The sequence below is a fragment of the Kaistella rhinocerotis genome (assembly GCF_030243905.1).
GTDB lineage: Bacteria > Bacteroidota > Bacteroidia > Flavobacteriales > Weeksellaceae > Kaistella > Kaistella rhinocerotis.
Genome location: NZ_JASSYY010000002.1, coordinates 525,661 through 551,892, shown reverse-complemented (window position 1 = coordinate 551,892; position 26,232 = coordinate 525,661). Strand labels below are relative to the sequence as shown.

General features: G+C 43.0%; 27 protein-coding genes. 15 read left to right on the top strand and 12 right to left on the bottom strand.

The genetic code is table 11. The features are described from left to right. Positions 1-3 precede the first annotated feature (3 nt). The 3 genes from QEP06_RS07805 (at position 4) to QEP06_RS07795 (ending at position 2,121) form a co-directional block, all read left to right on the top strand. The gene (locus QEP06_RS07805; RefSeq protein ID WP_251832417.1) at positions 4-459 is read left to right on the top strand and encodes a FixH family protein; all 456 of its coding nucleotides are present in this window, start codon (positions 4-6) and stop codon (positions 457-459) included. Then, entirely contained in the window at positions 450-1,193 is a 744-nt protein-coding gene (locus QEP06_RS07800) for a sulfite exporter TauE/SafE family protein (protein WP_285269772.1), read from the top strand. The genes QEP06_RS07805 and QEP06_RS07800 overlap by 10 nt, the downstream gene beginning before the upstream one ends. A 139-nt stretch (positions 1,194-1,332) precedes the next feature. Then, the gene (locus tag QEP06_RS07795) at positions 1,333-2,121 is read left to right on the top strand and encodes a hypothetical protein (protein WP_285269771.1); all 789 of its coding nucleotides are present in this window, start codon (positions 1,333-1,335) and stop codon (positions 2,119-2,121) included. Positions 2,122-2,164: 43 nt separating this feature from the next. Here the strand turns inward: QEP06_RS07795 and serS are convergent, their stop codons facing one another. From serS to QEP06_RS07750, 9 genes are all read right to left on the bottom strand, one after another. Continuing rightward, positions 2,165-3,433 (bottom strand): serine--tRNA ligase, encoded by a 1,269-nt coding sequence (gene serS / locus QEP06_RS07790; protein ID WP_251832420.1) that lies wholly within the window; start codon positions 3,431-3,433, stop codon positions 2,165-2,167. A 93-nt stretch (positions 3,434-3,526) separates the two neighbouring features. Next, complete coding sequence (locus QEP06_RS07785) at positions 3,527-4,024, bottom strand: hypothetical protein (RefSeq protein WP_285269770.1); 498 nt, start codon at positions 4,022-4,024, stop codon at positions 3,527-3,529. A gap of 44 nt (positions 4,025-4,068) precedes the next feature. Continuing rightward, positions 4,069-5,328 (bottom strand): MATE family efflux transporter, encoded by a 1,260-nt coding sequence (locus QEP06_RS07780; RefSeq protein ID WP_285269769.1) that lies wholly within the window; start codon positions 5,326-5,328, stop codon positions 4,069-4,071. Then, entirely contained in the window at positions 5,328-6,458 is a 1,131-nt protein-coding gene (locus tag QEP06_RS07775) for a glycosyltransferase (RefSeq protein WP_285269768.1), read from the bottom strand. The genes QEP06_RS07780 and QEP06_RS07775 overlap by 1 nt, the downstream gene beginning before the upstream one ends. A gap of 75 nt (positions 6,459-6,533) precedes the next feature. Beyond that, a complete protein-coding gene (locus QEP06_RS07770) occupies positions 6,534-7,028 on the bottom strand; it encodes a hypothetical protein (protein WP_251832424.1) in 495 nt (164 codons plus the stop codon). A 28-nt stretch (positions 7,029-7,056) separates the two neighbouring features. Further along, complete coding sequence (locus QEP06_RS07765) at positions 7,057-7,839, bottom strand: (Fe-S)-binding protein (protein ID WP_285269767.1); 783 nt, start codon at positions 7,837-7,839, stop codon at positions 7,057-7,059. Between the two features lie 92 nt (positions 7,840-7,931). Continuing rightward, entirely contained in the window at positions 7,932-9,260 is a 1,329-nt protein-coding gene (locus QEP06_RS07760) for a 4Fe-4S dicluster domain-containing protein (RefSeq protein WP_285269766.1), read from the bottom strand. A gap of 11 nt (positions 9,261-9,271) precedes the next feature. Beyond that, positions 9,272-10,228: an MlaD family protein gene (locus QEP06_RS07755; RefSeq protein ID WP_285269765.1), complete on the bottom strand. Its 957-nt coding sequence runs from the start codon at positions 10,226-10,228 to the stop codon at positions 9,272-9,274. Between the two features lie 127 nt (positions 10,229-10,355). Next, the gene (locus QEP06_RS07750) at positions 10,356-12,506 is read right to left on the bottom strand and encodes a peptidylprolyl isomerase (RefSeq protein WP_285269764.1); all 2,151 of its coding nucleotides are present in this window, start codon (positions 12,504-12,506) and stop codon (positions 10,356-10,358) included. A gap of 237 nt (positions 12,507-12,743) precedes the next feature. Between QEP06_RS07750 and lon the strand changes: the two genes are divergently transcribed. The 9 genes from lon to QEP06_RS07705 all read left to right on the top strand — a co-directional run bounded on the left by lon (position 12,744) and on the right by QEP06_RS07705 (position 22,492). Then, complete coding sequence (gene lon, locus QEP06_RS07745) at positions 12,744-15,149, top strand: endopeptidase La (protein WP_285269763.1); 2,406 nt, start codon at positions 12,744-12,746, stop codon at positions 15,147-15,149. A 70-nt stretch (positions 15,150-15,219) separates the two neighbouring features. Next, positions 15,220-15,573, top strand: a complete 354-nt coding sequence (locus tag QEP06_RS07740; protein ID WP_285269762.1) for a hypothetical protein — start codon at positions 15,220-15,222, stop codon at positions 15,571-15,573. Positions 15,574-15,683: 110 nt separating this feature from the next. Next, complete coding sequence (gene pgi / locus QEP06_RS07735) at positions 15,684-17,324, top strand: glucose-6-phosphate isomerase (RefSeq protein WP_285269761.1); 1,641 nt, start codon at positions 15,684-15,686, stop codon at positions 17,322-17,324. Positions 17,325-17,351: 27 nt separating this feature from the next. Then, complete coding sequence (locus QEP06_RS07730) at positions 17,352-18,236, top strand: bifunctional 5,10-methylenetetrahydrofolate dehydrogenase/5,10-methenyltetrahydrofolate cyclohydrolase (protein WP_251832432.1); 885 nt, start codon at positions 17,352-17,354, stop codon at positions 18,234-18,236. After that, the gene (locus tag QEP06_RS07725) at positions 18,229-18,861 is read left to right on the top strand and encodes a 7-carboxy-7-deazaguanine synthase QueE (RefSeq protein ID WP_285269760.1); all 633 of its coding nucleotides are present in this window, start codon (positions 18,229-18,231) and stop codon (positions 18,859-18,861) included. Before QEP06_RS07730 ends, QEP06_RS07725 begins: the two co-directional genes overlap by 8 nt. A 35-nt stretch (positions 18,862-18,896) precedes the next feature. Further along, positions 18,897-20,264 carry an exopolysaccharide biosynthesis polyprenyl glycosylphosphotransferase gene (locus QEP06_RS07720; RefSeq protein ID WP_285269759.1) on the top strand — a complete coding sequence of 456 codons (1,368 nt, stop codon included), beginning with the start codon at positions 18,897-18,899 and terminating at the stop codon, positions 20,262-20,264. A 36-nt stretch (positions 20,265-20,300) separates the two neighbouring features. Beyond that, positions 20,301-21,053, top strand: coding sequence for an MlaE family ABC transporter permease (locus QEP06_RS07715; protein ID WP_251832435.1), 753 nt, complete (start codon positions 20,301-20,303; stop codon positions 21,051-21,053). Then, positions 21,053-21,850: an ABC transporter ATP-binding protein gene (locus QEP06_RS07710; protein WP_285269758.1), complete on the top strand. Its 798-nt coding sequence runs from the start codon at positions 21,053-21,055 to the stop codon at positions 21,848-21,850. Before QEP06_RS07715 ends, QEP06_RS07710 begins: the two co-directional genes overlap by 1 nt. A 3-nt stretch (positions 21,851-21,853) precedes the next feature. Continuing rightward, the gene (locus tag QEP06_RS07705) at positions 21,854-22,492 is read left to right on the top strand and encodes an outer membrane beta-barrel protein (protein WP_285269757.1); all 639 of its coding nucleotides are present in this window, start codon (positions 21,854-21,856) and stop codon (positions 22,490-22,492) included. 32 nt (positions 22,493-22,524) lie between these two features. Here the strand turns inward: QEP06_RS07705 and QEP06_RS07700 are convergent, their stop codons facing one another. After that, positions 22,525-22,842, bottom strand: a complete 318-nt coding sequence (locus tag QEP06_RS07700) for a hypothetical protein (RefSeq protein WP_251832438.1) — start codon at positions 22,840-22,842, stop codon at positions 22,525-22,527. Positions 22,843-22,911: 69 nt separating this feature from the next. Further along, a complete protein-coding gene (locus tag QEP06_RS07695) occupies positions 22,912-23,715 on the bottom strand; it encodes a M48 family metallopeptidase (protein ID WP_251832909.1) in 804 nt (267 codons plus the stop codon). Between the two features lie 105 nt (positions 23,716-23,820). On the opposite strand from QEP06_RS07695, the gene QEP06_RS07690 reads away from it, so the two are divergent. After that, complete coding sequence (locus tag QEP06_RS07690) at positions 23,821-24,348, top strand: DUF4251 domain-containing protein (protein WP_285269756.1); 528 nt, start codon at positions 23,821-23,823, stop codon at positions 24,346-24,348. A 1-nt stretch (position 24,349) separates the two neighbouring features. Here the strand turns inward: QEP06_RS07690 and meaB are convergent, their stop codons facing one another. Then, on the bottom strand, positions 24,350-25,330 hold the full coding sequence (meaB, locus tag QEP06_RS07685; RefSeq protein ID WP_285269755.1) for a methylmalonyl Co-A mutase-associated GTPase MeaB: 981 nt from the start codon (positions 25,328-25,330) through the stop codon (positions 24,350-24,352). A 229-nt stretch (positions 25,331-25,559) separates the two neighbouring features. Here meaB and QEP06_RS07680 point away from each other — a divergent pair, with 229 nt between their 5' ends. Beyond that, complete coding sequence (locus QEP06_RS07680) at positions 25,560-25,886, top strand: cytochrome C (protein ID WP_285269754.1); 327 nt, start codon at positions 25,560-25,562, stop codon at positions 25,884-25,886. A 1-nt stretch (position 25,887) separates the two neighbouring features. Further along, on the top strand, positions 25,888-26,232 hold the full coding sequence (locus tag QEP06_RS07675) for a tRNA-binding protein (RefSeq protein ID WP_285269753.1): 345 nt from the start codon (positions 25,888-25,890) through the stop codon (positions 26,230-26,232).

The window sequence follows — 26,232 nt, the reverse complement described above, 5'->3', positions numbered from 1 at the left end:
ATCATGTTCAAAAAATTCAGCTGGGGACACGGCGTAGTGCTGGCCCTGGGCTCATTCATAGCTTTTATCCTGTTTCTGATATTTGTCTTCTCACACGGAATGAAAAATTCCGAACTCATTTCAGATAATTACTACCAGGACGAACTCACCTATCAGGATGTCATCGATGCTAAAACTAATGCGGATGAACTGGCGGACAAACCGTCATTCAGCCAGACACCGGCGGGTATCACAATTACCTTCCCAAGCGGAACTGTTCCAGATAACCAGGAAGTAGATTTTGACCTCTTCCGTACCGATGATTCGAATCTTGACGTACACAAAAAAATAGAACTCAACAGCCAGAAAAAGTTTACAATTCCGAGCAAAGTCATCGTTGCCGGATCCTACACTCTAAAACTTAAATGGCAACAGAATAAAAAACCTTATCAGGTAGATTACGACGTGGTATGGAACTGACAATGCTCTTCGCGGCAATCGCGCTTGGATTTGCGTCCGGCTTCCACTGTATCGGTATGTGCGGACCCATTGCGCTGTCCTTGGGTCTTACAAAAAAACAGGCAACAAATTATTACCTGCAAAACCTTACATATCAGTTTGGCCGAATCACTACATACGCCTTTTTGGGCGCCGTCCTCGGGATTGTAGGACAAAGTTTCGCGATGGCCGGTTTCCAGCAATATCTTACCGTTACGGTTGGCGTGATTCTGATCATCATGGCGCTGTTTTCATTTGGAGGAAAAGACTTCGCTTCAAAAATTCCGTTTTTTTCTTCTTTCTTATTTAAAATCAAAAAAAATCTGGGTTCATTACTCCAAAAAGCAGATTATCGCTCCAGATTCACAACCGGAATCTTAAACGGTTTTCTCCCCTGTGGAATGGTGTATATGGCACTTACCGCTAGTCTCGCGTCAGGCGGCATTTGGCAAAGCGCAGCGTTCATGGCCACATTTGGACTCGGCACGCTGCCATTTATGTTTGCTGTCGTATTGGCGGGAAATCTGATGACTGCTGCGTTCCGTATTAAAATTCTAAAGTTTATTCCGGTCATGATGTTCATTTTAGGCGGACTGTTTATCGTTCGCGGTCTCGAAATCGGAATTCCATACATTTCCCCGAAAAAAGAAGCACTGCAGATTCATCACAATGATTCTGATGCCCATCACAACGGAAACCACGAGACATGTCATTAATTTGGTGAATGTTTCCTTCTCAAAAATACCTTAATTGTTTCCCACTGTCTTCGGTTCTCACCATTATTTCGGCCTGTTAAAATCACTAGGACTAACTTAGGTACAGCTTTTGAATCTAAACATGAAAATTGTGTTTAAGATGACGAAAATGAAAATATGGCTGATTGCCGCCGGCGCATTTTTAGTGCAATCGTGCTCCGTAAATAGCGAAACCACCTACTTCAAAGATGCTGCAACCAGCATGGAATCTAACATATTGATGGATCAAAGTGCACTCGGCATGCTGAGTGCAATGAACGCTGGAAGTGGAAATTTAGCCGATTCGAAGACTTTGAAAAACCTTTCGACCGAGTGGAAAAGTCTTTACGACATCCAGAAAGATGAATTGATAACCGTCAACAAAGATTCCGCTAAGGTCCTGCAGAAAATGTTTTTAAAAATAAATAAGGACAAAGGCCAAATTTACGGGCTTTCATTAAAGTATGACAAACTTTTGCCAGCCGAGATTGCGAGCTTATTCGCCCAGAACAAACAACTTAAGAGTTTGCCGTTGCAAAACATTGCCAATTGGGACGGGAAAACATTGACGATAGATACTGATAAGTTTAATACAACGGAGTTTTTAAGCCAAATGAGCAAAACGACTGCTCAGGATAAAACTGCAGCACCGAAAACCAAAAGCGACTCTCTGGAAGTGTATGGCAAACAAATGGCTCAGGGAATGCTTGGAATGATGAAAATGTTCAACATGAACTTTACCAGCACGATGAAATTTCAAAAGCCAATCACTTCAATCTCCGGAAAACATGATTTTGTGAAACAAATTGACGCGAAAACGATTAAGATTAATGTCCGGACCAGTGACCTTCTCGATAACGGAAAAGCGCTCACCAACAAAGACCGCAAGATCATAATAACTACACAATAACAAAAAAGCCACCTGTATGAGGTGGCTTTTTTTACTCTGGATTTTAATTGATCAGGTCAAACTTTGTGTACTCCGCTATTCTCGCCGGAATTCTGATTCCGTTCTCAGTCTGATTGTTTTCAAGAAGCGCAGCCATGATTCGTGGCAATGCAAGCGCCGAACCGTTCAGTGTATGCACGAGTTGCGTTTTGCCGTCGGTTCTGTAGCGGCATTTCAAGCGGTTAGCCTGGAAGGTTTCAAAATTTGATACAGACGAAACCTCAAGCCATTTTTCCTGTGCTGCGCTCCATACTTCAAAATCGTATGTCATCGAAGACGTGAAGCCCATATCGCCGCCACAAAGCCTCAAAATCCTGAAAGGAAGCTCAAGGTCTGTCAACAGCGATTTTACATGTTCTACCATTTCCTCCAGTGCTGCGTAAGAGTTCTCCGGCTTTTCCAGACGCACAATTTCCACTTTTTCGAACTGGTGCAGCCTATTTAGTCCACGAACATGTGCGCCGTAACTTCCCGCTTCTCGGCGGTAGCACTGTGAAAAGGCGGTGTTTTTGACCGGCAAGTCTTTCTCATCAAGCAAAGTATCGCGGTAAAGATTCGTTACTGGCACTTCTGCGGTCGGAATTAAATACAGATTGTCCTCATTCGCAAAATACATCTGGCCTTCTTTATCCGGCAACTGTCCGGTTCCGTAGCCCGAGGCTTCGTTCACCACGTGTGGCGGATTCACTTCCAGATAACCTGCCTCTGTATTTTTATCGAGAAAATATTGGACTAATGAACGCTGCAACCGTGCGCCTTTGCCGAAATATACAGGAAAACCTGCACCGGCGATCTTTACACCCAGCTCAAAATCAATCAGATTGTATTTTTTGGCAAGTTCCCAGTGCGGTACAGCGCCTTCGCCCAATCCTTCCACATCATGCGACTGATAAACGATCTCGTTATCATCAGCGGAGGTTCCGGCTACCACTTTGCTGTAAGGTATGTTTGGGATTTGATACAGAATATCGAGCAACCTGTTTTCTGCGTCTTTCAAACTTTGCTGCAGCGTCTGCGCATTATCTTTAAAGGTTGCGGTCCGTGCTTTAGCGTTTTCAGCTTCATCTTTTTTGCCTTCCTTCATCAACATCCCAATTTCTTTCGAAATCTTATTCATTTCGGTCTGGTTCAGTTCAAGCTCAGACTGTAGGCTTCTACGCTCATCGTCGGTTGCAATCGCTTCATCAACCAGGTTTAACTGGCGGAAATTTCTTTTATTTAAACCTTCTAAAACACGTTCGCGCTCCTCGCGCAAGATATTGACCTGTAACATTTAACGGTGAAATTTTTATTAAGATAGACTTAGGCTTGACAGCTGCTCAGAAAATACAAATTTAAGCTTTTTAGGCTAACTTTTTTAAGCTAATCATTTGGAAACCCTCACCAGATTAGGCCCGGCATCGGTTTTTCTGAATTTTAAAATGTTGTTGTAATAAACTTCGCTGATTTCAAAAATATCCGGCGCAGACCTGTACCGCAAAGAAAGTGTATCGTTCACTATGGTATCAGTGCTGTCTGATAACTGTTTTGTCAAAAGCATAGCTATTTTCGATTCGTAAACCTTTTGATTTGTGGTAGAATCTATTAAAATACGACGCGCGCCGGCAATGTACTCAATATAATTCAGCGTGTCTGCGTCTTTCTTTAAAGTGAAATTTACAGGCGCATTATCTGTGAGGCCATAGACATCATTCATCCTGATATTTGAATAATGTCCTTCCACGTTCTGATTCAGCAGATCTGTGCCCGCGGAATCGATGTAGAGCTGGATCACCTGGTCTATCCTTTGAATCTGCTCCTCGTCACTGCGGCATGCGGTAAAGAAAAGTGCGATAAGAAGCGCTGTAAATAGTGCGTTTTTCATTTAAGCAAAGATAGAATTTCTGGTGCATTGTTGAAAATGAAGGCTTACGACGCTTTTCCTCTTATTTTTGTAATTAGAACAGTGAGTTCGCTTTTGGAAAGTATAAAATCGCTCATCCGGAATTCAGTGATTTCATAAAAACGGTAAAAAAGCACCATCGAGGACAGAAGGTACGAAAGTGTAGTAACGACACATGCACCCAACAAGCCCCATTTCGGGATGACAAGCCAAGAAGTAACCAGGGTGAAAATCAAACCAATAGCAGATTTAATATTGAGAATCCGGAGACTGTTAATTCCTGCAAAATAATGCCCGACGATATTTGACACCGCAATGGCCAGGATGCCCGGCGCCAAAAGTAAGATGATGATTTTGGTCTGAACAAAATCTGCCCCTAATATAGCAGCATACCAATCCGCGGGAATCAGCAGGATGATGATCAGAAACAGTAAACTCACCATGAAACTCACCCGGAGTGATATCTTGGTTTTGATAATCGCATCTGCGGATCCGTCTTTGGCGACCAAATCAGAATAAAGAATCACGGAAAGACTTTTACTCACCGTCCAGATTGCTTCAGAAAAAGCCACACCTACCGAAAAAATACCGACGCTTGAGATGCCGCGGAAATATTCGAGGAAATAAAAGGAGGCGCGGTTATTCAAAAATTGCAGGAAGGCGCTGAGCTGCGATTTCCACCCGTAATCGAACAGGTTTCTGAAGATATTTTTGGACCAGGAAATATTAAAAATTTTAAATCCGCGCAGTAGCAGCACCGAACTCGCCACATAAAGTATGATGTAACAGACAATAAGTGCCACGAAATAAACTTCGACTGAACGCACATTGAAAATATAAATCAGCGCCAGCATAACCGCGAGGTGAATCGCCTGCTGAAGTACCGAAAAGAGATTGAACATCCCAATCTGCTGCCTGCCGATAAAGAGATTGATGTTGGTGGTAAGCAGCGAAAAACTCACTGAAAGTCCGATGAGATATGCTAAATGATCCATCGGGTGCAGCCACGAAAGCAGGACAGGAAAAATGACTCCGGAGATTAGCGACCAGATGTAAGCACGCGATACCACCTGCTCGGCCTGAAATTTTGATGAATAATAGGAGACGCTGCTACCTGTAAAGATATTACTGAAAAAACCGATGATCGCGAGGTCTGCAATCACAAGTGAAATGGTGCCCTTGCCTTCTGTGCCCCAAAAATTTGTCGTGAAAATCAACAGCCCGAAATTTAAACCCAGAATGATGAAGCGTGCGGCAAAACTTTCGAGAATCCTTCTTGATTTCATTATTTAGGTGCGAACTGCTTCACGAAATTTACAAATATTCCGCTGATTTTATTCCAGTTCAGGTCTTTTTTATAGTATGAAACTGCATTTTGAGCATGTTTACGATATAATTTCGGGTCATCCAGGTATTGACAAATGCGTTCAGCAACTTCATCAGCGTTTTCGGGATCTGCTGTAAAACCAAATTTGGAGATGTTCAAATGCTCACCAATTGCTTTTAAATGCGTATATATCAGCGGTTTACCAGCAGCAGCATAGTAGAAAATCTTAATCGGCAGGCACCGGTGATTTTCGCGGGTTGCCGGACGAAGATCAAAGCAAATATCGGCCTCGGCGATGCTTTCGGTGAATTTTTCAAGGGATGTTGGTGGTAAAATTTTTAATTCGTGAACAGCGCTTTCAGTTTTAAGTCTTTCAAAATAATCTTCATCGCCAGGTCTCGCTGAGCCAACTAATAATATCGAAATTGTATGTTCAGGCCGCATCTTACGTAATGACTTAACCGCATTGAAGAAATTATCGATGCCTTTGTCTTTGGAGAATGTGCCGGTATAGCAAAGTGTAATGTTTCGAGGATTTAGCTCATTTACCGACTCAAAAATGAGTGACTCATCTGGAAAATAAGGAAGCAAAATTTGGGGTTTGAATGGAAAAACCTGGGCAAGCGGCTGTCGTTTAGATTTTTCGCCAAAAATGAATCCGTTACTGAGGAAACCGGCATAAAGTTGGATCAAAGAAAACTTCACGTAATGAAGTGGCCTCAAAAAAACTGAATACACTGCCAACATTCGGTCTGAGGGATACCATTCTGTAACATCATACAGGATTTTGCACTTTGTGCGTCTATTGTAGTCCTTCGCCGCAATAACCGCCAACGGCTCTGACGCGATAATGCAGTGAGGTTCAAAATCATTGATCACATCCTGAAAAAACGCTTTCTTGACGTTAACTGTCGCCGATAAAATATTTTGAGATTTTACAGAAACGGCATCAATCTCACCCTCAAAATCCGATGACAGGCTGCTGATTTTCACCTCATTACCCTGTCTTATGAGCTCTTTGGCCTGATGATGAAAAATACGGTCATCATCATAACGGTGTGAGGTGGTGAGAAATAAAATTCTGAGCATTTCAACTTTTTATTAAAAACCCTTTCGGCCCGCAAGCAGAAAGGGATATAAATTTAGAAATAAGATTCGGATTACTTACTTGCTGACATACATTGAAGCCCAACTTCGCTTCAGCGGCAATAAAAAATCGCTGAGGAAAGCCAGGTATGAGTTCTTCGAGAAATCAAAAACCTCTATATCGTGCGAAATTTCGCCAATTTTTAATGCATTTCTGAAATCCTGCAACTTCATTGTTTTCACCTCACCATTTTCCACAAAAGTGGCCTTCATCCTGTCAAACAACCCCAGCTTGTACTGCTCATCTATTTCGCGCATCACGCCACCTAGCGCATCGATTGAGCAACCGGAAGCAGCTTCCACTTCTTCATCTACACACACCACGATGAACTGATTCTTCTCAATCTTAAATGAAGATGATAGCGGCTTGCCGTGTGCGGCCCATCCGGCCAAAAAATCATACAGTTTTTCGGTAATCACTTTGCTTTCCATCGCCGTAAAAGGCCGGGAAGCCGGGTATATGATCACGCGGTAATCGCTGGTTTCTACGGAATTTAACTCTTCTATTTTCATTCTCTCCTGTAAAATTAAAATGTATAGATTACAAATCTTCTGCTTCTGCCAAGAGTTCCGCAATGTCTTTTACCTGCACGGAAGTGTTGTCTAGATGTTTCACACCATCTGTCATCATCGTCATACAGAACGGACAGCCAGTGGCGATTACATTAGGTTGCACAGAAAGCGCTTCCTCTGTTCTTTCGACATTTATATCTTTAAAACCTTTTTCCGGTTCCTTAAACATTTGCGCACCACCAGCACCACAGCAAAGACCATTGGTTTTGCAGCGTTTCATCTCTACCAGCTCCGCATCAAGTTTTTCCAAAAGCATACGCGGCGCTTCATATTCGCCGTTTGCACGTCCGAGGTAGCAGGGATCATGGAAGGTAATTTTCTTTCCTTTAAAGGTTCCACCTTCTATCTTTAAACGGCCTTCATCCATCAGCTGGCGCAGAAACTGGGTGTGATGGATCACTTCATAATTTCCGCCTAAACCTGGATATTCGTTCTTAATGGTGTTAAAGCAATGCGGGCAAGCCGTCACAATCTTCTTTACATCGTAGGCATTCAAAACTTCAATATTGGTAAGCGCCATCATCTGGAAAACAAATTCGTTTCCGGCACGTTTTGCAGGGTCGCCCGTGCAGCCTTCTTCAGGACCTAAAACGGCAAACTCTACATTGATTTTATTTAAAAGCTTGCAGAAAGCACGTGTAATTTTTTTTGCGCGGTCATCGAAACTGCCGGCACAACCTACCCAAAATAGAACTTCCGGAGATTTGCCTTCGGCAGCGTACTCTGCCATTGTTTTTATAGTAAAATCCATTATCTGTTATGCTACTTGAATTTCGTTTTCCAGTTCAAATAAGTTATTTGAAGCGAGGCCGAAGCCATCACAATCTTCTATTAATTTAAATTTTAATCCTGTGCCCAATTCAGACGGTCAGCCTGGTTATATTGCCACGGCGCAGCATTGTTCTCAATATTGGCCATCATGAGGTTCAGTTCCTGTGGCGCTGCAGACTGCTCCATCACAAGATATCTGCGCAAATCTATAATGATTGAAAGCGGATCAATAAGCACCGGGCAGGCTTCTACACATGCATTACACGTCGTACAAGCCCAAATTTCTTCCCGCTGGATGTGATCATCAATCAGTTTTTTTCCGTCATCGACGAATTTTCCGTTCTTGTTGATGTTTTTACCAACTTCCTCTATACGGTCACGTGTATCCATCATGATCTTTCGCGGCGAAAGTTTCTTACCTGTAATGTTGGCCGGACAAACCGCGGTGCACCGCCCACATTCCGTACATGAATATGCATTGAGTAACTGTACCTGATTCAAATCAAAAATATCATTAGCCCCAAATTTGTCCGGAACTGTGTTTGGATCAGCGTCAGGTTGCGCAGCATAAGGATCAGCATTCGGATCCATCATCAGTTTAATCTCCTGAGTTACAGAAGCTAAATTGCTGAATTCTCCTTTAGGCTGAAGGTTGGCGTACCACGTATTTGGAAACGCGAATATTATATGAAGGTGTTTTGAGTAATAGAGATAGTTCATGAAGAACAAAATCCCGAGGAAGTGAAACCACCAGGCGCCACGTTCTAAAATTACAAGTGAGGTTGCATCAAAATTCTGTATCAAACTGCCAATCAGACCTGAAGAAACGGGAAAATTTCCGTGAGCGGCTGATTCACCTTTTTGCTGAAGCGCCCAGTCAGCAGCGTTCATCGTTAAAAATGCGATCATCAAGGTAAATTCAATGATAAGTATCCAGTTCGCATCCTGTTTAGGCCAGCCAAAAAGCTCTTTCATGGTGAGTCTCTTTACACCAAAAAAGTTTCTTCGGATAAAAAAAATAACAACTGCGACGAGAACTAACAGCGCTAGTACCTCAAGTGTTGCCGTGAAAACTGAGTAAGCAGAATCGCCTATGATTCCTGCGAGAAAACGGTGAGTACCGAAAATTCCGTCGATGATGATTTCAAGCAATTCCAGATTGATGATTACAAAACCAACATATACGATGATATGCAGAATTCCGGCGATGGGCCGCTTGGTCATCTTGCTTTGCCCGAGTGCAACTTTCGACATCATCGCCCAGCGTTCTGCCGGCCGGTCACTGCGTTCAATCTTTTTTCCGAGTAGGATGTTGCGGTAAATTTCCTTTAAACTTTTAAAAAAAAGTCCGAAACCTACGATGAGGGCGATAAAAAATATAATATTGTCAATATACTGCATATTGAGAGCGTTTATTCTTTAGGCGAGCTGTTTTTACCGAAAACCGAAAAATTAAGGTAACGTTTCGGGTTTGCTTTAAGATCTAATATCAAATTGTTCAGGTTGGCTGATGACTCATTGAGATTACGGTAAAGTTCTTCATCTTTGGCCAATTTGCCAAGAGAACCTTCGCCATTTTGTATGCCCGAAATAACACCATTCAGCTTATCTGCGGTAATACTAAGGTTGTCGATGGTATTATTAAGCTTTTTCACATCTACCTCATCGGCAACGCGGCCATATTTGTCGATTGCAGTACGTGCACTGATGGTCGCAAGGTTTGCATTATCGAGCATTTTCTGTACACGTGGATCATTATTAGCCAACAAAGCGTTGGTTTGGCGCGAAGTACTTTCAAAAGACGCCACAGTTCTGTTCAGGTTGATCAACAGCGCACGGATTTCAGCTCTGTTTTGGTCATCAAGCAGTTGGGTTGCGTTGTTTGTAAGCGAATCCACACGTTTCAGAACTACCTGAAGCTGATCTTTTACGGGACCGACTTGTGATGAGATACTGTTCATCATTGAAAGTTTGAATTCACCGCTCAACGTATCGCCATCCTTCGCTTCAGGACCGCCATAAGCCAGATTTACACGCATTTGTTTTCCGGACATCAAACCGGGTTCAAAGATCTCCAGCGTAGACTTTTTGGAAAATTTAAAATTTTCATCCACGGTCACCTTCACTACGAAATGAATCCTTCCGTCTTTGTGCGTCACAGGCATGATCTCATCTACCTGCCCTACTTTTAGACCATTGATAGAAACGGGATTTGAGGCTTCAAGGCCTTCTACATTGTCAAACTGTGCGTAAAAAATATTGTCTGTGGTAAAAAGGCTCTTGCCCTTCATAAACTGAAACAGGATTACGAATCCTATGATCGCTAAAACAGCGATTAATCCGGCTTTTATCTCTTTAGAAAACTTCACTCTTGGGGTATTTTAAGTAAACAAATATAATACATTTTTGAAACAAGTTCACATTAGTGAAAACTGTGCCATCTAAACAGAAAAGCGACTGTGAAAGCCGCTTTTCGAGATATATTCTTTAAAATTCTTACTGCATCGCTGTCTGGTTGAACAGTTCGATTCGGTAATCTTTTATTTTTGCATTGTCCTGAAGACTCTTCAGTAGTGCCTGACCAAACTGCTGTGAGTTTTGCCCTGCAATTGCCTCAGTCACCTGCTTGATGTCACCTGGTTGCTTGTTTACGGTTTCCGAGTTTTTCACCAAAACATACACACCGGTCATACCTTCTACAGGCATTGAAAGTTTTCCTTTAGCAACGCCAAATGCAGCACCTGCGACTTTCGGTTCCATTGCCCCTGCAAGAAGCGGGTTCAGTATGTTGATCTGTCCGCTTCCTTTCGGAGCACCGAACAGCTTCGCGATCTGGTCAAGGGATTTGGCATTTGCAGCTTTAATCTTTTCAGAAATCTGCTTCGCCATTATTTTATTCTTAATGATAGGCTCTATCTGGTCTCTCACCGCTTCCGGATCAGCAGTTCCTGCATCCTGAATCCCGTTCAGATAAGCTACAATGCGGTCACCAGTACCATCTACGGTAAAGATTTCTGTATCACCTTTGCTGCGTTTCTTGTTAAATGCCCACGCGATGATTTCCTGATCTTTATCGGTTCCCAAACCTGGTAGCTGTCCCTGGAAACGGCCTACTTCTTTAGGATTGTCAAACTGATAGTTTCCTTTCTTCGCGATATTTGCGAAATCGTTGAAAGATTTGCCCTGAACCTGCTGAATAAAGCGGGTAGCTTTAGTGTACACTTCATTTTCAGTTTTGTCTGATGCTTTGATCGCCTTTACCAGGTTAGCAACCTTGTAAGTCATCGCGCCCGATTTTTTGTCTTCGATATTGATGATGTGGTAACCAAACTGCGTTTCTACAACACCCGTTGCGCCCTTCCCGTTGTTAGCCAGGAAGCTTAGATATTCCGGTACGAATGGTGTCGCCGGTGTTGTCCAACCCACGCTTCCACCCTGCGCCGCAGAACTTGGATCTGCTGAATACTTCAACATTTCGGTGAATTTTGCCGGATCAGCTTTAAGTACGGCACCGATAGAATCAGCTAATTTTTTTGCTTCATCCTTGCTTCTGGTTTCATTTGCCCCAGCCTGATTGCCTTTGTAAGTCACCAGGATGTGTCGTGAAAGCGTGGAATCTGAAGGTTTTTTATCTAAAATTTTAGAAACTACGTAGAAATTTTGCTCTTTGTAAGGACCGAAAGTGCTACCAATGCTTGCACCGGCAACTTTATCCTTAATCTGAGAAGGTAATTGTTCTGCCGAGAAATACTGCGGGTTGAACGGTAAGTCAGAATTTAAAGAAACAAACATGGAGTCATTTGTCGTATTCTGGAAGTTCTCTTTCCCATCGCTCATATCCGTTCCCTGCGAAAACAATTTGTTGATCTCGTTTTGAGCAAGTGTTTCATCCTGCGCACTTGGGGCCGCCGGGAAATATACAAACCCGATATTACGGCTCGCATCACGCTTGAAAAGAATTGGATGCTTCTTGATATAATCTGTAAGGTCCTGTCTAGTGATTTTTACAGGGTTTTTCTTCTCGTAAACACTGTAATCGATCTTTACGAAATCGATATTGGCAAGCTGGTCACGCTGCTTCATCATTTCTTCAGCTTCTTTCTTGCTCGCAGTAATACCAATGGAAACATTTGCAAAAAGCTGACGTGCCATCATGCGGTACTCCATTGTGCGGCGCGTACGCAGCCAATTGTTGTACATCTCTACGTTGCCGCTGTTTTGCAGATCGGTAATTTGCTTCTTGATTTCCTGGGTCTTGAAGTTGCCTTTCGCATCGAAATTTTCTTTGTTTTGAGCGAACATAGGATCATACTGAAGCTGATTCCAGAACATGTCTTCGGTCAGCGTAAGACCCATTTTCTCGAATTGCTGCTTGATGAGTTTCGATTGTACCATCAGCTGCCAGGCCTGTTCTTCCAAACCTGTGCCCGGTTGCCCTTGCTGCTGAGCCTGTTGCTGCAACATAAAGAGTTGGTCGTCATACTCTTCCTTCGTGATCTCGTCGCCATTTACTTTACCGTACACGCCGGGTTTTGCGCCAAACAATTTTTCCAAACTGTCAGGATTTACCACGAAAGCCAGCATTGCGACTGCGATAATCCCCATCAAAAGCCAAGGCCTGTTTCTAATCTGTCCTAAAATAGCCATTTTGTTGTTTAAATTTTATCAGTTTGCGAAAATACACATTTTAAACATATTAGGAAAAATTTTGAGAATTAATGCTGTAATTTTTAAATCATCGGCAAATATGGCTACATATGTCCTTGGCACAGTGCTTGTGAATTTACCCTCCGTCCCGTTTATCTAAGCACGTGGATGAAGATTTTAAAAAATTTAAACAAAACGCACGTTTTTACTGATGACAGATTGTCATTCAAATATATTATGGCAGATTTTAATGAACTAAATATTGAGCAGATGATTGAAGATGGTTTCACAATAATGGCCGAAGAGCTCGAACTCGGAGATTTTTCCGAAAGCACACAAAACTCCGTGCAGGAGGTTTTTCCTATTTTGCCGGTGCGGAACATGGTGATGTTCCCGAAAGTGATCATCCCAATTACAGCCGGACGTGAAAAATCGATTAAATTGCTTGAGGAAGCTCAGCGTAACAACGAATATATCGGTATTCTGACCCAGAATAATTCGGGGATCGAAAATCCTACCGAAGATGATCTTTACAGAACAGGAACTTTGGCCAAGATCATTAAAATAATAAAGCTTCCGGAAGGAAACATCACCGCTATCACGCGTGGTTTCCAGCGTTTCACGGTAAAGAATTTCACCGCGACACAGCCATTCTTCAAAGCTGAAGTTACCAAACTTAAAGACATTACTTCAAAGAAAAAAGAAGAATACGCGGCCCTGCTCGAAAATATCAAGGACATGGCCTTCAAGATCATTGAGCTTGATCCTAACATTCCGGCCGCGGCCAATTTCGCTATAAAAAATATGAGTGATAATGAGGATTTGCTGAATTTCATCTGTGCAAATGCCAATTTTTCGCCGGAAGAAAAGCAAAAACTCCTCGAAGAAAAACACCTCATGAACCGCGCGCAGCGTTGCTATGAACTGATGCATGCGGATTTCCGGAAACTTGAACTCCGGAATCAGATCCATCAAAAGACCAACCGCGAGCTCGACAAAAGCCAACGTGAATATTTCCTGAACCAGCAGATGCGCGCCATCCAGGAAGAACTGGGCGGCGGTCCTGATTCTGATGTGGAGGAACTGATGGAAAAAGCCAAAAAACTAAAGTGGAGTGATGATGTGGCGACACATTTCAACAAGGAAATCAACCGGCTACAGAGGCAAAACCCAAGTTCGCCCGATTACAACGTGCAACGGAATTACCTCGACTTCTTTACAGAATTGCCGTGGGAACATTATTCAAAGGATGTATTTGATATCAATAAGGCACAAAAAGTTTTAGATAAAGCCCATTTCGGTCTTGAAGACATTAAAAAAAGGATTCTTGAGCATATGGCGGTACTGAAACTTAAAAATAACATGAAATCGCCAATTCTCTGCCTGGTAGGCCCACCGGGAGTTGGTAAAACCTCACTTGGTAAATCTGTCGCAGACGCGCTCGGCCGCAAATATGTACGTGTATCACTCGGCGGGTTGCATGATGAGTCTGAAATACGCGGACACCGCAAGACTTACATTGGTGCAATGGCTGGAAGAATTTTGCAGTCAGTAAAGAAAGCCGGGACATCCAATCCGGTGATCGTGCTCGATGAGATCGATAAAATTGGCCAGGGCGTCCATGGTGATCCGAGCTCAGCGCTGCTGGAAGTGCTTGACCCCGAACAGAATCACTCTTTCTATGACAACTACCTGGAAATGGGCTATGATCTGTCGAAAGTAATGTTTATTGCAACCGCGAACTCGCTTTCTTCGGTACAGCGTCCGTTGCTTGACCGAATGGAAATCATAGAAATTGCGGGCTACACCTTAGAGGAAAAAGTGGAAATCGCGAAAAGGCATTTAATTAAAAAACAGCAGGAGGAAAATGGTCTCGCGCTGAATTCATTCAAGCTCGGAAACGCCGAACTGAAACATATCATCGATGCGCACACGTCCGAAAGTGGCGTGCGTGGTCTTGAAAAAAGGCTGGCCTCCGTCGCAAGATGGGTCGCACTGCAAACCGCGATGGAAAAAGAGTACAACGCAAAAATATCGATCAGTAAAATTGATGAGATCCTGGGCGTTCCAAGACCAAAAAGCCTTTCTGAAATTACTGGCGTGCCGGGTGTTGTGACAGGTCTTGCCTGGACTCAGGTTGGCGGCGACATTCTGTTTATAGAAAGTATCCTGAGCGAAGGCAAGGGAAACCTGACGATGACCGGAAATCTGGGAACTGTGATGAAGGAATCCGCGACCATTGCTTTGGAATATATCAAAGCGAAACACGATGAACTTGGGATTTCTTCCGAAGACATCCAAAAGAAAAACATTCACGTTCACGTGCCTGAAGGTGCCACGCCAAAAGATGGTCCATCAGCAGGAATCGCAATGCTGACCTCAATTGTTTCCAGTTTTACGAATAAAAAAGTGAAGGAACATCTGGCAATGACAGGCGAAATCACGCTGCGCGGCAAAGTTTTGCCTGTGGGCGGCATCAAAGAGAAACTCCTCGCGGCTACGCGCGCCGGAATCACCGAAATTATTCTGTGCGAAGCAAACCGCAAAGATGTGGAAGAAATCAAAAAAGATTACCTGAAAAATTTAAAGATAAATTATGTGAACCGAATGAGCGAAGTCATTGATCTTGCCATTGAAAAATAATGTGCACAAACAGGTTAATTTAGAGATTGTGATTCATTATAAAATTTAAATTTGCCAAAAATTATTTTTAATGAAGTCAAAATTCACGGGCAGTTTACTAAGTTTACTCATCGTAGGTTCATGTGCTACAAAAGTTGTCAGGCCGGGCGAAACCGATCAAATTGACAGTAAAGTACGGGTTGGGAATACATATACTTTTAAAAAACTGGATGGCAGCCGAGCAAAATTTAAAGTGTCAAAAGTTGATGCAACAACCATTACGGGCACCGACCTCGATCTTAAAAGCTACAACCTTCAAAGAAACCAGGTTGCCTCGGTGAATAAAAGTAACACACTAGGAACGGTTCTCATTGCGGCGGGTGTCGCTGCAGCGGTAATCACCATTCCGGCATATTCCAAAAACGAACCCGTAGGCGGGCGATAAAATTGTAAAATCACAAACCTCCGGATTTTTCGGAGGTTTTTATTTTCTGTAAATTTGCAGCGTTTCTGAGTGGCTTCCATTCAATAATTTGACCTTTAAAATACAACCGAATGCTTCCTAAAATAAATCCCGAACAAACGAACGCGTGGCAAAATCTGGAAGAACATTTTGCGAACAATGATTTTGAGCTTCGCGAATTGTTTCAGAACAATCCGAACCGTTTTCGCGAATTTTCTGTTCAGCGCGACGGCTATCTGTTCGATTTTTCTAAAAACCTAATTAATGACCAAACGCTTGAACTGCTCCTGAAACTCGCGGACGAAACCGAGCTGAAACAGGCGATCGAGGCCATGTTTATAGGAGAGAAAATCAACGAAACAGAGAACCGCGCGGTGCTTCACACGGCTTTGCGAGATTTTTCAGACACTCCACTGATGGTGGACGGCGAAGACATCAAGCCTTTGATTCGCAGAGTGCTGGGTCAAATGAAGGATTTTTCCGGAAAAGTAATTTCAGGTTCGCACAAAGGTTTTTCCGGCAAGGAAATCACCGATGTGGTAAATATCGGGATTGGAGGTTCAGACCTTGGTCCGGTGATGGTTTGCTCCGCACTGAAACATTTCAAAACGCGGCTTAACGTACATTTTGTTTCAAATGTAGATGGAAATCACATCGCTGAAACTTTGAAAAGTTTAGATCCTGAAACCACCCTTTTCATCATTGCATCCAAGACTTTCACCACGCAGGAAACGATGACGAATGCGGCTTCCGCTAAAGACTGGTTCCTGAAAAAAGGACAGCCGGACGATGTAGCGAAGCATTTTGTAGCACTTTCTACCAATGTAAAATCGGTGAAGGAATTTGGGATTGCCGAAGAAAACATTTTTGAATTTTGGGATTGGGTTGGCGGCCGCTATTCGCTTTGGAGTGCGATTGGCCTCAGCATCGTGCTCGCGGTTGGTTATGATAACTTCGAGCAACTCTTAAAAGGTGCAAATGAAACTGACAATCATTTCCGTACCGCAGATTTTAAAGAAAACGTACCGGTGCTGATGGCGATGCTTGGCATTTGGTACCGAAATTTTTACGGCGCGGGAACTTACGCCATCCTGCCATATTCTCAGTATCTTGACCGTTTTGCAGCGTATCTGCAGCAGGGCGATATGGAAAGTAATGGTAAATCCGTAGACCGAAACGGCGAATATGTAGATTACGAAACCGGCCCGATTATTTGGGGTGAACCGGGAACAAACGGTCAACACGCGTTTTACCAATTAATTCATCAGGGTACTGAGCTTATTCCGGTGGATTTTTTAGCATACGTAAAATCGTGCAACGAAGTTTCCGACCATCAGGATAAACTGCTGGCGAACTTTTTTGCGCAGACCGAAGCTTTGGCATTTGGCAAGAATGAAGCTGAAGTAACCGCGGAGATGCAGGCCTCAGGCAAGTCGTCTGATGAAATTGAAAAACTTTTAAACTACAAGGTTTTCTCAGGCGACTCTCCAACTAATTCATTTATATTCAATGAATTAACACCGTATTCACTTGGTCAGCTGATCGCACTGTATGAACATAAGATTTTCGTGCAGGGCGTGATCTGGAATATTTTCAGTTTTGATCAGTTCGGCGTGGAACTCGGAAAAGTTTTGGCCGGAAAAATACTTGCAGAACTGGAAGCAAAAGGAGAAATTTCCTCGCACGATTCTTCTACAAACGGACTGATGAACTACTATCTGGCTCAGAAATAAGCTCTTAAACACATTTAAACAGATATCATGGCACAAATACTCGACGGATTAAAGATTTCAAAGGAAATTAAAACCGAAATCCGATACGACGTAGAAAAAATAGTGGAAGGCAAAAGACGTCCTCCGCACCTCGTGGCAATCTTGGTGGGTCAAAACGGCGCCAGCATAGCTTATGTTAACAATAAAATAAAAGATTGCCGAGAAGTGGGTTTCAAATCGTCTTTGGTAAAATTCCCAAGTACGGTTTCTGAAGCTGAACTTTTGGAAAAGATAAATGAACTGAACCTTTCAAAAGACGTTGACGGATTCATCGTGCAGTTGCCGCTTCCACCGCAGATCGATCAGGAGAAAATCATCATGGCGATTGATCCGCGGAAAGATGTGGATGGTTTTCATCCTGAAAATTTCGGTAAAATGGCCCTCGAGATGGATACTTTTCTGCCAGCAACCCCATTCGGCATCCTTACACTTTTAGAAAGATACCAGATCGATACCAAAGGAAAACATTGTGTGATCATCGGTCGCAGCCGGATTGTTGGCAAACCGATGAGCATCCTGATGGGCCGAAAAGATTTTCCGGGAAATTCTACGGTGACTCTTACCCACTCTTATACGCCACATATTGAGGAATTTACGAAAAATGCAGACATTGTCATTACCGCGTTGGGCGACCCTAATTTCCTTAAAGGTGACATGATCAAACAGGGCGCGATCGTAATCGACGTAGGAATTACGCGCATCGAAGATCAGTCGGACAAAGGTTACAAATTGGTAGGCGATGTAGATTTTGAAAGTTGCAAAGAAATCGCGGGCGCGATAACGCCTGTTCCAGGTGGCGTAGGACCTATGACGCGGGCTATGTTGATGAAAAACACGCTTTTAGCTTATAAAACGTCTGTGTACAATGACTAAAGAAGAAGAAAATATTTTGCTGGCGGAGGGGAAAATGCTACCCGTCATGGAGCACTTCTACACATTGCAGGGCGAAGGCGCACATACAGGGAAAGCGGCTTATTTCATTCGTCTGGGTGGCTGCGACGTCGGTTGTCACTGGTGTGATGTGAAAGAAAGCTGGGACCCCACGCTGCATCCGCTTATGAGCGCAGAATTCATCGCTGAAACGGCCGCCGAACACTGCAAAACCATTGTACTTACCGGCGGCGAACCGTTGATGTGGAACCTTGAAATCCTGACTTCAAGGCTAAAAGAACTTGGCTGTACGATACATATTGAAACTTCCGGCGCCTACCCTTTGAGTGGACATATTGACTGGATCACGCTTTCACCTAAAAAAACGGGCTTGCCGAAAGAAGAGATTTATGCGGTGGCACATGAACTGAAAATGATCATATTTAACAATAATGATTTTAAGTTTGCGCAGGAGCAGGCTGCTAAGGTATCCCCAACGTGCAGACTTTATATGCAAAGCGAATGGAGCAAGCGTGAGGAAATGTATCCTAAAATCACCGATTTTATTTTAGCAAACCCGAATTGGCAGGCTTCTGTACAAACCCACAAATATTTGAATATTCCATAAAATTATGTTAAATTTACATAATGTAACTCGGTTTTATGCAGAAAATTCGATATTCGAGGTATTTTAAGGTCTTATTTATCATATTGGATGTGCTGGTAATCACCAGTGTATTTCTTTTTTATTTTTTGCGAAACTACAATCAGCCAATTCCGAGGGATATCTGGGAACAGAATATATTTTCGCTCATACTCCTGGCATTTTTCTGGATCTTGCTCAGTGGAACCACGCGATTGTATTCGATTGCGAGAAACCTAACGTACACCATTTATCTGGAACGTCTGGTCACGCACATCTTCATTTTCATTTTCGGCGTCATACTTTTGGCTAAAGTCAGCAACAACGATTTTTTGAAGCAGGATCGCTTCATGATCGCAGTCACGCTTTTTGTATTGCTGGTGGTCATAAAATCTGTGATTTCCTTTATTTTAAAATATCTGCGAAGCCGCGGTATTAACCACCGGAATATCATGTTCCTGCCTGATGACAGCTCCGCAGAAATACTTAAAAACATTTTCAGGAAACGAAAGGATTACGGTTTTAAAATTTTTAATTATCCCGCTCAGGAGCCACTTGATTCGCAACACCTTGTTGACTTTTGGAAAAAAACCGGCATCCACACGATGTATGTGTCAGCCGGCTTCCTTGAAAAACTCCAGGAAAATGAGATATTCCGTCAGGCTGAGTTGCACAAAGTGAGGATTTCCCTGATTCCCGGGACAACCAGAACCAATTTTTTCCAGTATGACCTCGCCTATGTGGAGATGCAGCCAATATTGGTCCCATCTAAATTTCCACTTGATTTCCTGTCGAATAATACATTAAAACGAAGTTTTGACATCGCTTTTAGCCTTGCGGTCCTACTTTTGATTGGCATCTGGCTGTTCCCGCTTGTTGCGCTGCTCATAAAGCTCGACGGAAAAGGACCGGTGTTTTTTACGCAGCAGCGGTATGGCTTTCATGAACGTGTTTTTAATTGCATTAAATTCCGCACGATGCGTGTAAATGGCGACTGTACACATAAGACCACGGCGAAAAATGATGACAGAATCACCCGGATAGGTCAGTTTCTGCGCAAGACCAGTCTGGATGAGTTTCCGCAGTTCATCAATGTGCTGCTCGGCGATATGTCTGTTGTAGGTCCACGCCCGCATATGCTGTTGGTGGACGATTTTTATAAGTTGAAAATCGGTCGCTACTCGATACGCAGCCTTGTAAAACCGGGTGTTACCGGTCTAGCGCAGGTGAACGGTTTGCGCGGTGATAATGGTGACATGGATATCCAAATGAAAAAAAGGATCCTTACGGACGCGTTCTATGTGAAAAACTGGAGCTTTATGCTCGATTTGGTCATCATTTTGAAGACAGTTTTTCTAGTAATTGGCGGGGACAAAAATGCCAATTAAAAATCTTAGAAATAAATAAAATACTAATTTAGCCAAATGTTAAAAAAACTCTTCAGTGAGATAGGAGCTTACTTTCTGCTGCTCTCGAAAAGCCTTAAAAGACCGCAAAAAAGTTCGGTTTTCGGCAAGCTTTTCATGCGTGAGATTCATGATTTAGGTGTCAATTCTTTTGGGCTGGTACTCTTCACCTCCATCTTTGTGGGTGCGGTGGTAGCCATCCAGATGTTCAATAATTTCAGTGCTTCCTCTTTCCCTATTCCAAATGCTTTTATCGGCTATGCCACAAAAGTGGTTTTGATCCTCGAATTTGCCCCAACTATCATTTCGGTTATTCTAGCAGGTAAGGTCGGTTCATATATTGCTTCCAGTATTGGTACGATGCGGGTTACAGAACAGATTGATGCGCTCGATATCATGGGTGTCAATTCTCCAAACTTTCTGATCCTGCCGAAAATCTTGGCAAGTGTAATCTTTAATCCCTTGCTTATTGCGATCAGTATCGTATTCGGCATTTGGGGAGGATATTTGGCAGGCCAGGCAACAGGCAGCTGGAGCAAGGCCGATTATATTACCGGAATACAGATGTATATGCCGCAACATTTCATATGGTATGCCTTCTTTAAGACGGCTATGTTTGCATTTTTGATTGCCACCATTCCGTCGTACTTTGGTTATAATGTGAAAGGAGGCTCACTGGAAGTGGGTCGCGCAAGTACACAGGCGGTTGTTTGGACCATTGTTGCGATCATCATCACCAATTTAATATTAACACAAATGTTCTTAAGCTAATGATAGAAGTAAAAGATTTAAAGAAAAGCTTCGAGAATGTTGAAGTACTCAAAGGTATTACAACCACCTTTGAGACTGGGAAGGTGAATCTAATCATCGGTCAGAGTGGTTCGGGCAAGACGGTCTTTCTTAAGAGTTTGCTCAATGTTTACCAGCCCACCTCCGGCGGGATTCTGTTCGACGGACGTGATATCAATAAAATGTCGCGTGATGAGAAACAGACGCTCCGCTCCGAGATCGGGACGGTTTTCCAGGGCAGCGCACTGTTTGACTCAATGACGGTGGAAGAAAACATCACTTTTCCGCTCGATATGTTCACCAATCTATCTTACCGTGAGAAAAAAAGACGTGTTTTTGAAGTAATCGGGCGTGTACACCTCGAAAATGCAAACCGCAAATTCCCTTCTGAGATCTCCGGTGGAATGCAGAAGCGGGTGGCGATCGCGCGTGCGATCGTAAACAATCCGAAATATTTATTCTGCGATGAGCCCAATTCAGGTCTCGATCCATACACATCAAACATCATCGATGATTTGCTGCTTGAAATTACCAAAGAGTACAACACTACAACCATCATCAATTCACACGACATGAACTCGGTGATGACAATTGGCGAGAAAATTGTATATCTGCGACTTGGAATAAAGGAATGGGAAGGAAACAAAGACATCCTGATCAATGCAGGCAATAAAAACCTCATCGATTTCGTTTATTCGTCGGAACTTTTCAAGGAACTGCGCGAGTACTTTCTTGAAACGAACAAAACATCCATTGAAAATATTGTAAACAATCCTTGAACAATGAATAAATTATTTAGTATCGCTCTTTTAGGAGCCAGTATTTTTGCATCAGCGCAGGTTTCTGTTGCTGGTAAAGCCAATGTGCTGATCCCTACAAGCTCAGCAACGTGGCAAAACTTCAAAGACGCTGCCGGCACAGCGGTGAGCGAAAACGGAAAAAACATCACAGGATTTAATGCGGGTCTGTCATTAAAAGTTGATTTACCAACCGCACTTTATGTAATGCCGGAAATCTATTATACCAACTTTAAGAATGAAGTTACCGTAGCCGGTGACACCAATAACCAGCAAACGACGCTAGAGGCAAAAAACAGCCGTATAGATGTTCCTGTTTTGCTGGGTTACAATTTATTAGGTGATATGCTTAGTGCGTATGTTGGGCCTGTTGCAAGTTTTAATTTAGCCAAAGGAGATGATTTCGGAACCTTTGTACAACAGGTGAAAGCTAAAGATTTCACGATCGGGTATCAGCTCGGTGTGCAGAGTGAAATAAAAAAACTTATTCTTTCTGCGCGTTATGAAGGCGCATTCTCCAGCGACCAACGTAAGTTTGTAAATACTGTGGCCGGTTCAGACCAGGAAATAGAGTATGATAACAGACCGAGTTTCTTTATGGTCGGTTTAGGTTATAAGTTCTAATAAATTTAAAGACTAAAATAAAATCCTCAGAATCAATAGTTCTGAGGATTATTTTTTGGTAGCTCATCGATGGTTTGTTCCCGCGCAAGCTCAGCAATCTGTCGGTCAAGCTCCTCTTTTTCCTTGCGGAGTTTTTTCAGTTCCTGACGTTTCTGCTCTTCGCGCAATGCGGTTCCTTTGCTTACGTAACCTACGATCCCGCCGATTATTAAACCAATACCGATTCCGGCAAGGATACCCATAAGGCTGATAGGTTCAAACAATTTTACAAATGAAAACTCAGGCAACAGATAATAAAGCAGAAAAGCCAGTGCCAGCAGCAAAAAGCCTATAAAATGTAAATTTTTCATTTTCAAATATTAAAAACCTTCCCAAATTTAATAATTATTCAGGAAGGTTCGTTGTTTAATGAGTAATATTTAAAGTTTTCCGCCAGCAGCTTTGTAATACTCAAGTGCTTTAGGCAAACGTCTCTCGATATCTGCCCGTCGGTTTTCAGGACTCGGGTGAGTGGAAAGGAACTCCGGTGGTCTGTTACCTGAAGATGATGCTTCCATACGCTCCCAGAAAGGCTGTGCCTGACGTGGATCATAACCGGCCATCGCCATTAGGTAAAGTCCCATCTCGTCAGCTTCCAGTTCCTGGCTGCGGCCATATTTCAGCAGCGCCACTTGTGCACCGATAGGATAAACCTGCTGGAAAATGCTGGCCATCTGTCCGCTCGTAGCGCTACCAAGCACCGCACCTCCATATTGGGCAACCATCGCCTGCGAAATTCTTTCATTTCCATGACCAGCGAGGGCATGCGAAATTTCGTGTCCCAAAACTACTGCTAGACCCGTATCATTTTTGGTTATCGGTAGAATTCCTGTATAAACAGCCACTTTTCCCCCCGGCATACACCATGCGTTGACCTGTTTATCATCGATGAGATTAAATTCCCATTGGTAATTTGTCAGGTCACCTTCGCGCCCAATGCTTTTATAATAGTTGTTGGCAGCATTCTTTATACGTGCGCCTACATTTTTCACGCTGTTTGCAGCTGTAGTACCGCTTATCACCTTTGAAGTGGATAATGTTTGGCGATATTGCTGAAGAGCCATCGCTGAAATCTCCTGATCGTTCGCCAAATGGAGCGATTTTCGGCCTGTAATAGGGTTTGTCGTACAGGAAAGGATCACCGCCAGGGCCCCTACGCCCATTATTTTGTTCAAATTTTTCATTGCTGTAAATTTCAGATTTTTCATTGCTAAACAATTTTTATTCCAAATAAATTTTTGCTCCTTAACATTTCGCACCATATTTGTATCAAATACAAAAAATCGGATATGAATAACTTACTAAAATATTGTGCTGCAACACTGTTGCTCATTCTGTCAAGCTGCGGAACCAGTAACACTATGCCGAAAGCTGAGGTTTCTTCGCTTCTTCAGCAGGGTGAATTCACATTTATGGCTGAAAAGGCGCACCCAACAAATGCGGATGTGATCAATGTCCTTAATTCTTTGCCAAACTCCAGTTCTGCACGTGTACTGGATCTCGATTACGGTTACAGCCTAAGGGCTGAAAAATCTGAAATCACTGCGGAACTGCCCTATTTCGGCAGGTCTTATACACCAAGTTACGACACTTCTAAAAGTGCCTATAGATTTAAAACTAAAGAATTCGGTATTACCAAGAAAGAAGGCAAGAAAGGAAGTACCGTCTATACCATCATTCCACAAGACCGTTCCGGGGTGCAGCGTCTGATACTCGAAGTTTTCCCACAAGGCAGAGCCTATCTTTCGATTGACTCGAACGACCGCCAGCCTATTTCATACAGCGGATACGTCACCAAAAACCTGGAAAAGAAATAATTTATTTTTTAAACAACTTCGAGACGAAGAGTTGTGCTTCTGTACTGGGATTTGATGTCAGTTCAGAAGCATTTTTTTTGTGCAAGTTGTAAAGTGCTTCTGCCTGATTATTTTCGGAAATTTGCTGCAGGATAAATGCATGAACCCAATATTCAAACCGTTTTTGCGCCTGCTCTTTGCGTACGGAGTCAAACCGTCCCGAAGATTTTTTAAGTGCCACCAATTCGCTTAACTTTTCATACACTTCCACAAGACCTTCGCTTTGAAGCGCGCTTCCAATTAGTACCGGAACCTTCCAACCGGCTTCCTTAGGTGAAAGGAAATGTAGTGCGCGCATCAGCTCAATCTTGGTGTTTTTAGCAAGCGTACGGTTCTGCTCATCTACTTTGTTGATGAAAATAAGATCAACCATTTCCATTATTCCCCTTTTTATACCCTGAAGTTCATCGCCGCCGCCTGTAATTTTCAGGAACACAAAAGCATCGGTGATATCAGCAACCAAAACCTCACTTTGTCCCACGCCTACCGTTTCAATCAAGATATAATCGTAGCCCGCAGCTTCGCAAATGAGCATGGTTTCGAAAGTTGCATTGGCCACACCTCCCAGAAATCCGGATGTCGGTGAAGGTCTGATAAAAACCTTATCCATTTTGGCAAGTTCTTCCATGCGGGTTTTATCTCCTAAAATGGACCCTTTGTTCAGTGATGAACTCGGATCTATGGCCAAAACTGCGACGCGATGGCCTTTTTGCACCAAAATTTTGCCGTAGCTTTCGATAAATGTAGATTTCCCCGCGCCCGGAATTCCTGTGATACCGATACGTACAGATTTGCCGGTGCGTGGCATGATGTTCCGGAGCAACTCATCAGCAAGCTCACGGTGCGCAGATTTTTTACTTTCTACAAGCGTGATCGCTTTGCCGATCATTCTTTTATCGCCACTGTATATTCCATCCAGGTATTGCTCTAGTTTAAATTCCATAATTAGAAATTCGGATATTCAATTCGCAACCCTAGTTTATTAGATCTTAAAGTTCCACGTTCAAAACGAGGAAAATAGGACTTTCGCGTTGGAAGTTGCTTCCGAAACATTTTTTTGAAAGGTTCATTTAAAATATGTCTCGCGTTGGCAGGAAAGTTCCATTAATAAAAGGGCTGTCCGAACAAATGTAAGAGAAATTTGTTATTTTTGAATCTAAACTATAGCATTAATGACATCAAAACAGCAAGCGACATCACGTAAAATCGACGGAAAAAAGTATTCTTTAGCCTTATTTGCAGCCTTAATGGTTTTAATGACAGCATGTACACCGAAAAACGCGGTGGCCGAAGGATCAAAAACCTTTAGCGCCGAGCATTTGGCTGCCGGAAAAACCATTTTTGAAAACTCGTGCGCGCGCTGTCATGCATTACCGAATCCTACTGCGCACTCAGCACAGGATTGGGTAGGCATTATGAACTGGATGGCACCAAAAGCAAAACTGACTGAAGAGCAGCACAGTTTGGTGTATGATTATGTAGTTTCTGTGAAAAAGTAACATGGACCGTAAACCCGAAATTTCGTGGGAAGATTTTGAAAAACTCGACATCAGAACGGGCACGATTATTTCTGCCAAGGACTTTGTGAAAGCACGAAAACCCGCCTATCAACTTGAAATTGATTTTGGTTTACTTGGAATTCTAAAATCTTCGGCGCAATTAACGGCGCTGTATAAAGCCGACGACCTGACCGGCAAACAGATAATTGCGGTCGTGAATTTTCCTAAAAAGCAAATAGCAGACTTTATGAGCGAGTGCCTGATTTTAGGAATATATGGCGAGAATAATGATGTAACTTTGCTGACACCGCTGTCGAATGTAAACAACGGTCTGAAGGTTGGGTAA

Excerpts from the sequence above, each read along its gene's own strand:
- QEP06_RS07805 (WP_251832417.1), top strand. The coding sequence starts at position 4 with ATGTTCAAAAAATTCAGCTGGGGACACGGCGTAGTGCTGGCCCTGGGC.
- QEP06_RS07800 (WP_285269772.1), top strand. The coding sequence starts at position 450 with ATGGAACTGACAATGCTCTTCGCGGCAATCGCGCTTGGATTTGCGTCC.
- QEP06_RS07795 (WP_285269771.1), top strand. The coding sequence starts at position 1,333 with ATGACGAAAATGAAAATATGGCTGATTGCCGCCGGCGCATTTTTAGTG.
- serS (WP_251832420.1), bottom strand. The coding sequence starts at position 3,433 with ATGTTACAGGTCAATATCTTGCGCGAGGAGCGCGAACGTGTTTTAGAA.
- QEP06_RS07785 (WP_285269770.1), bottom strand. The coding sequence starts at position 4,024 with ATGAAAAACGCACTATTTACAGCGCTTCTTATCGCACTTTTCTTTACC.
- QEP06_RS07780 (WP_285269769.1), bottom strand. The coding sequence starts at position 5,328 with ATGAAATCAAGAAGGATTCTCGAAAGTTTTGCCGCACGCTTCATCATT.
- QEP06_RS07775 (WP_285269768.1), bottom strand. The coding sequence starts at position 6,458 with ATGCTCAGAATTTTATTTCTCACCACCTCACACCGTTATGATGATGAC.
- QEP06_RS07770 (WP_251832424.1), bottom strand. The coding sequence starts at position 7,028 with ATGAAAATAGAAGAGTTAAATTCCGTAGAAACCAGCGATTACCGCGTG.
- QEP06_RS07765 (WP_285269767.1), bottom strand. The coding sequence starts at position 7,839 with ATGGATTTTACTATAAAAACAATGGCAGAGTACGCTGCCGAAGGCAAA.
- QEP06_RS07760 (WP_285269766.1), bottom strand. The coding sequence starts at position 9,260 with ATGCAGTATATTGACAATATTATATTTTTTATCGCCCTCATCGTAGGT.
- QEP06_RS07750 (WP_285269764.1), bottom strand. The coding sequence starts at position 12,506 with ATGGCTATTTTAGGACAGATTAGAAACAGGCCTTGGCTTTTGATGGGG.
- lon (WP_285269763.1), top strand. The coding sequence starts at position 12,744 with ATGGCAGATTTTAATGAACTAAATATTGAGCAGATGATTGAAGATGGT.
- QEP06_RS07740 (WP_285269762.1), top strand. The coding sequence starts at position 15,220 with ATGAAGTCAAAATTCACGGGCAGTTTACTAAGTTTACTCATCGTAGGT.
- pgi (WP_285269761.1), top strand. The coding sequence starts at position 15,684 with ATGCTTCCTAAAATAAATCCCGAACAAACGAACGCGTGGCAAAATCTG.
- QEP06_RS07730 (WP_251832432.1), top strand. The coding sequence starts at position 17,352 with ATGGCACAAATACTCGACGGATTAAAGATTTCAAAGGAAATTAAAACC.
- QEP06_RS07725 (WP_285269760.1), top strand. The coding sequence starts at position 18,229 with ATGACTAAAGAAGAAGAAAATATTTTGCTGGCGGAGGGGAAAATGCTA.
- QEP06_RS07720 (WP_285269759.1), top strand. The coding sequence starts at position 18,897 with ATGCAGAAAATTCGATATTCGAGGTATTTTAAGGTCTTATTTATCATA.
- QEP06_RS07715 (WP_251832435.1), top strand. The coding sequence starts at position 20,301 with ATGTTAAAAAAACTCTTCAGTGAGATAGGAGCTTACTTTCTGCTGCTC.
- QEP06_RS07710 (WP_285269758.1), top strand. The coding sequence starts at position 21,053 with ATGATAGAAGTAAAAGATTTAAAGAAAAGCTTCGAGAATGTTGAAGTA.
- QEP06_RS07705 (WP_285269757.1), top strand. The coding sequence starts at position 21,854 with ATGAATAAATTATTTAGTATCGCTCTTTTAGGAGCCAGTATTTTTGCA.
- QEP06_RS07700 (WP_251832438.1), bottom strand. The coding sequence starts at position 22,842 with ATGAAAAATTTACATTTTATAGGCTTTTTGCTGCTGGCACTGGCTTTT.
- QEP06_RS07695 (WP_251832909.1), bottom strand. The coding sequence starts at position 23,715 with ATGAAAAATTTGAACAAAATAATGGGCGTAGGGGCCCTGGCGGTGATC.
- QEP06_RS07690 (WP_285269756.1), top strand. The coding sequence starts at position 23,821 with ATGAATAACTTACTAAAATATTGTGCTGCAACACTGTTGCTCATTCTG.
- meaB (WP_285269755.1), bottom strand. The coding sequence starts at position 25,330 with ATGGAATTTAAACTAGAGCAATACCTGGATGGAATATACAGTGGCGAT.
- QEP06_RS07680 (WP_285269754.1), top strand. The coding sequence starts at position 25,560 with ATGACATCAAAACAGCAAGCGACATCACGTAAAATCGACGGAAAAAAG.
- QEP06_RS07675 (WP_285269753.1), top strand. The coding sequence starts at position 25,888 with ATGGACCGTAAACCCGAAATTTCGTGGGAAGATTTTGAAAAACTCGAC.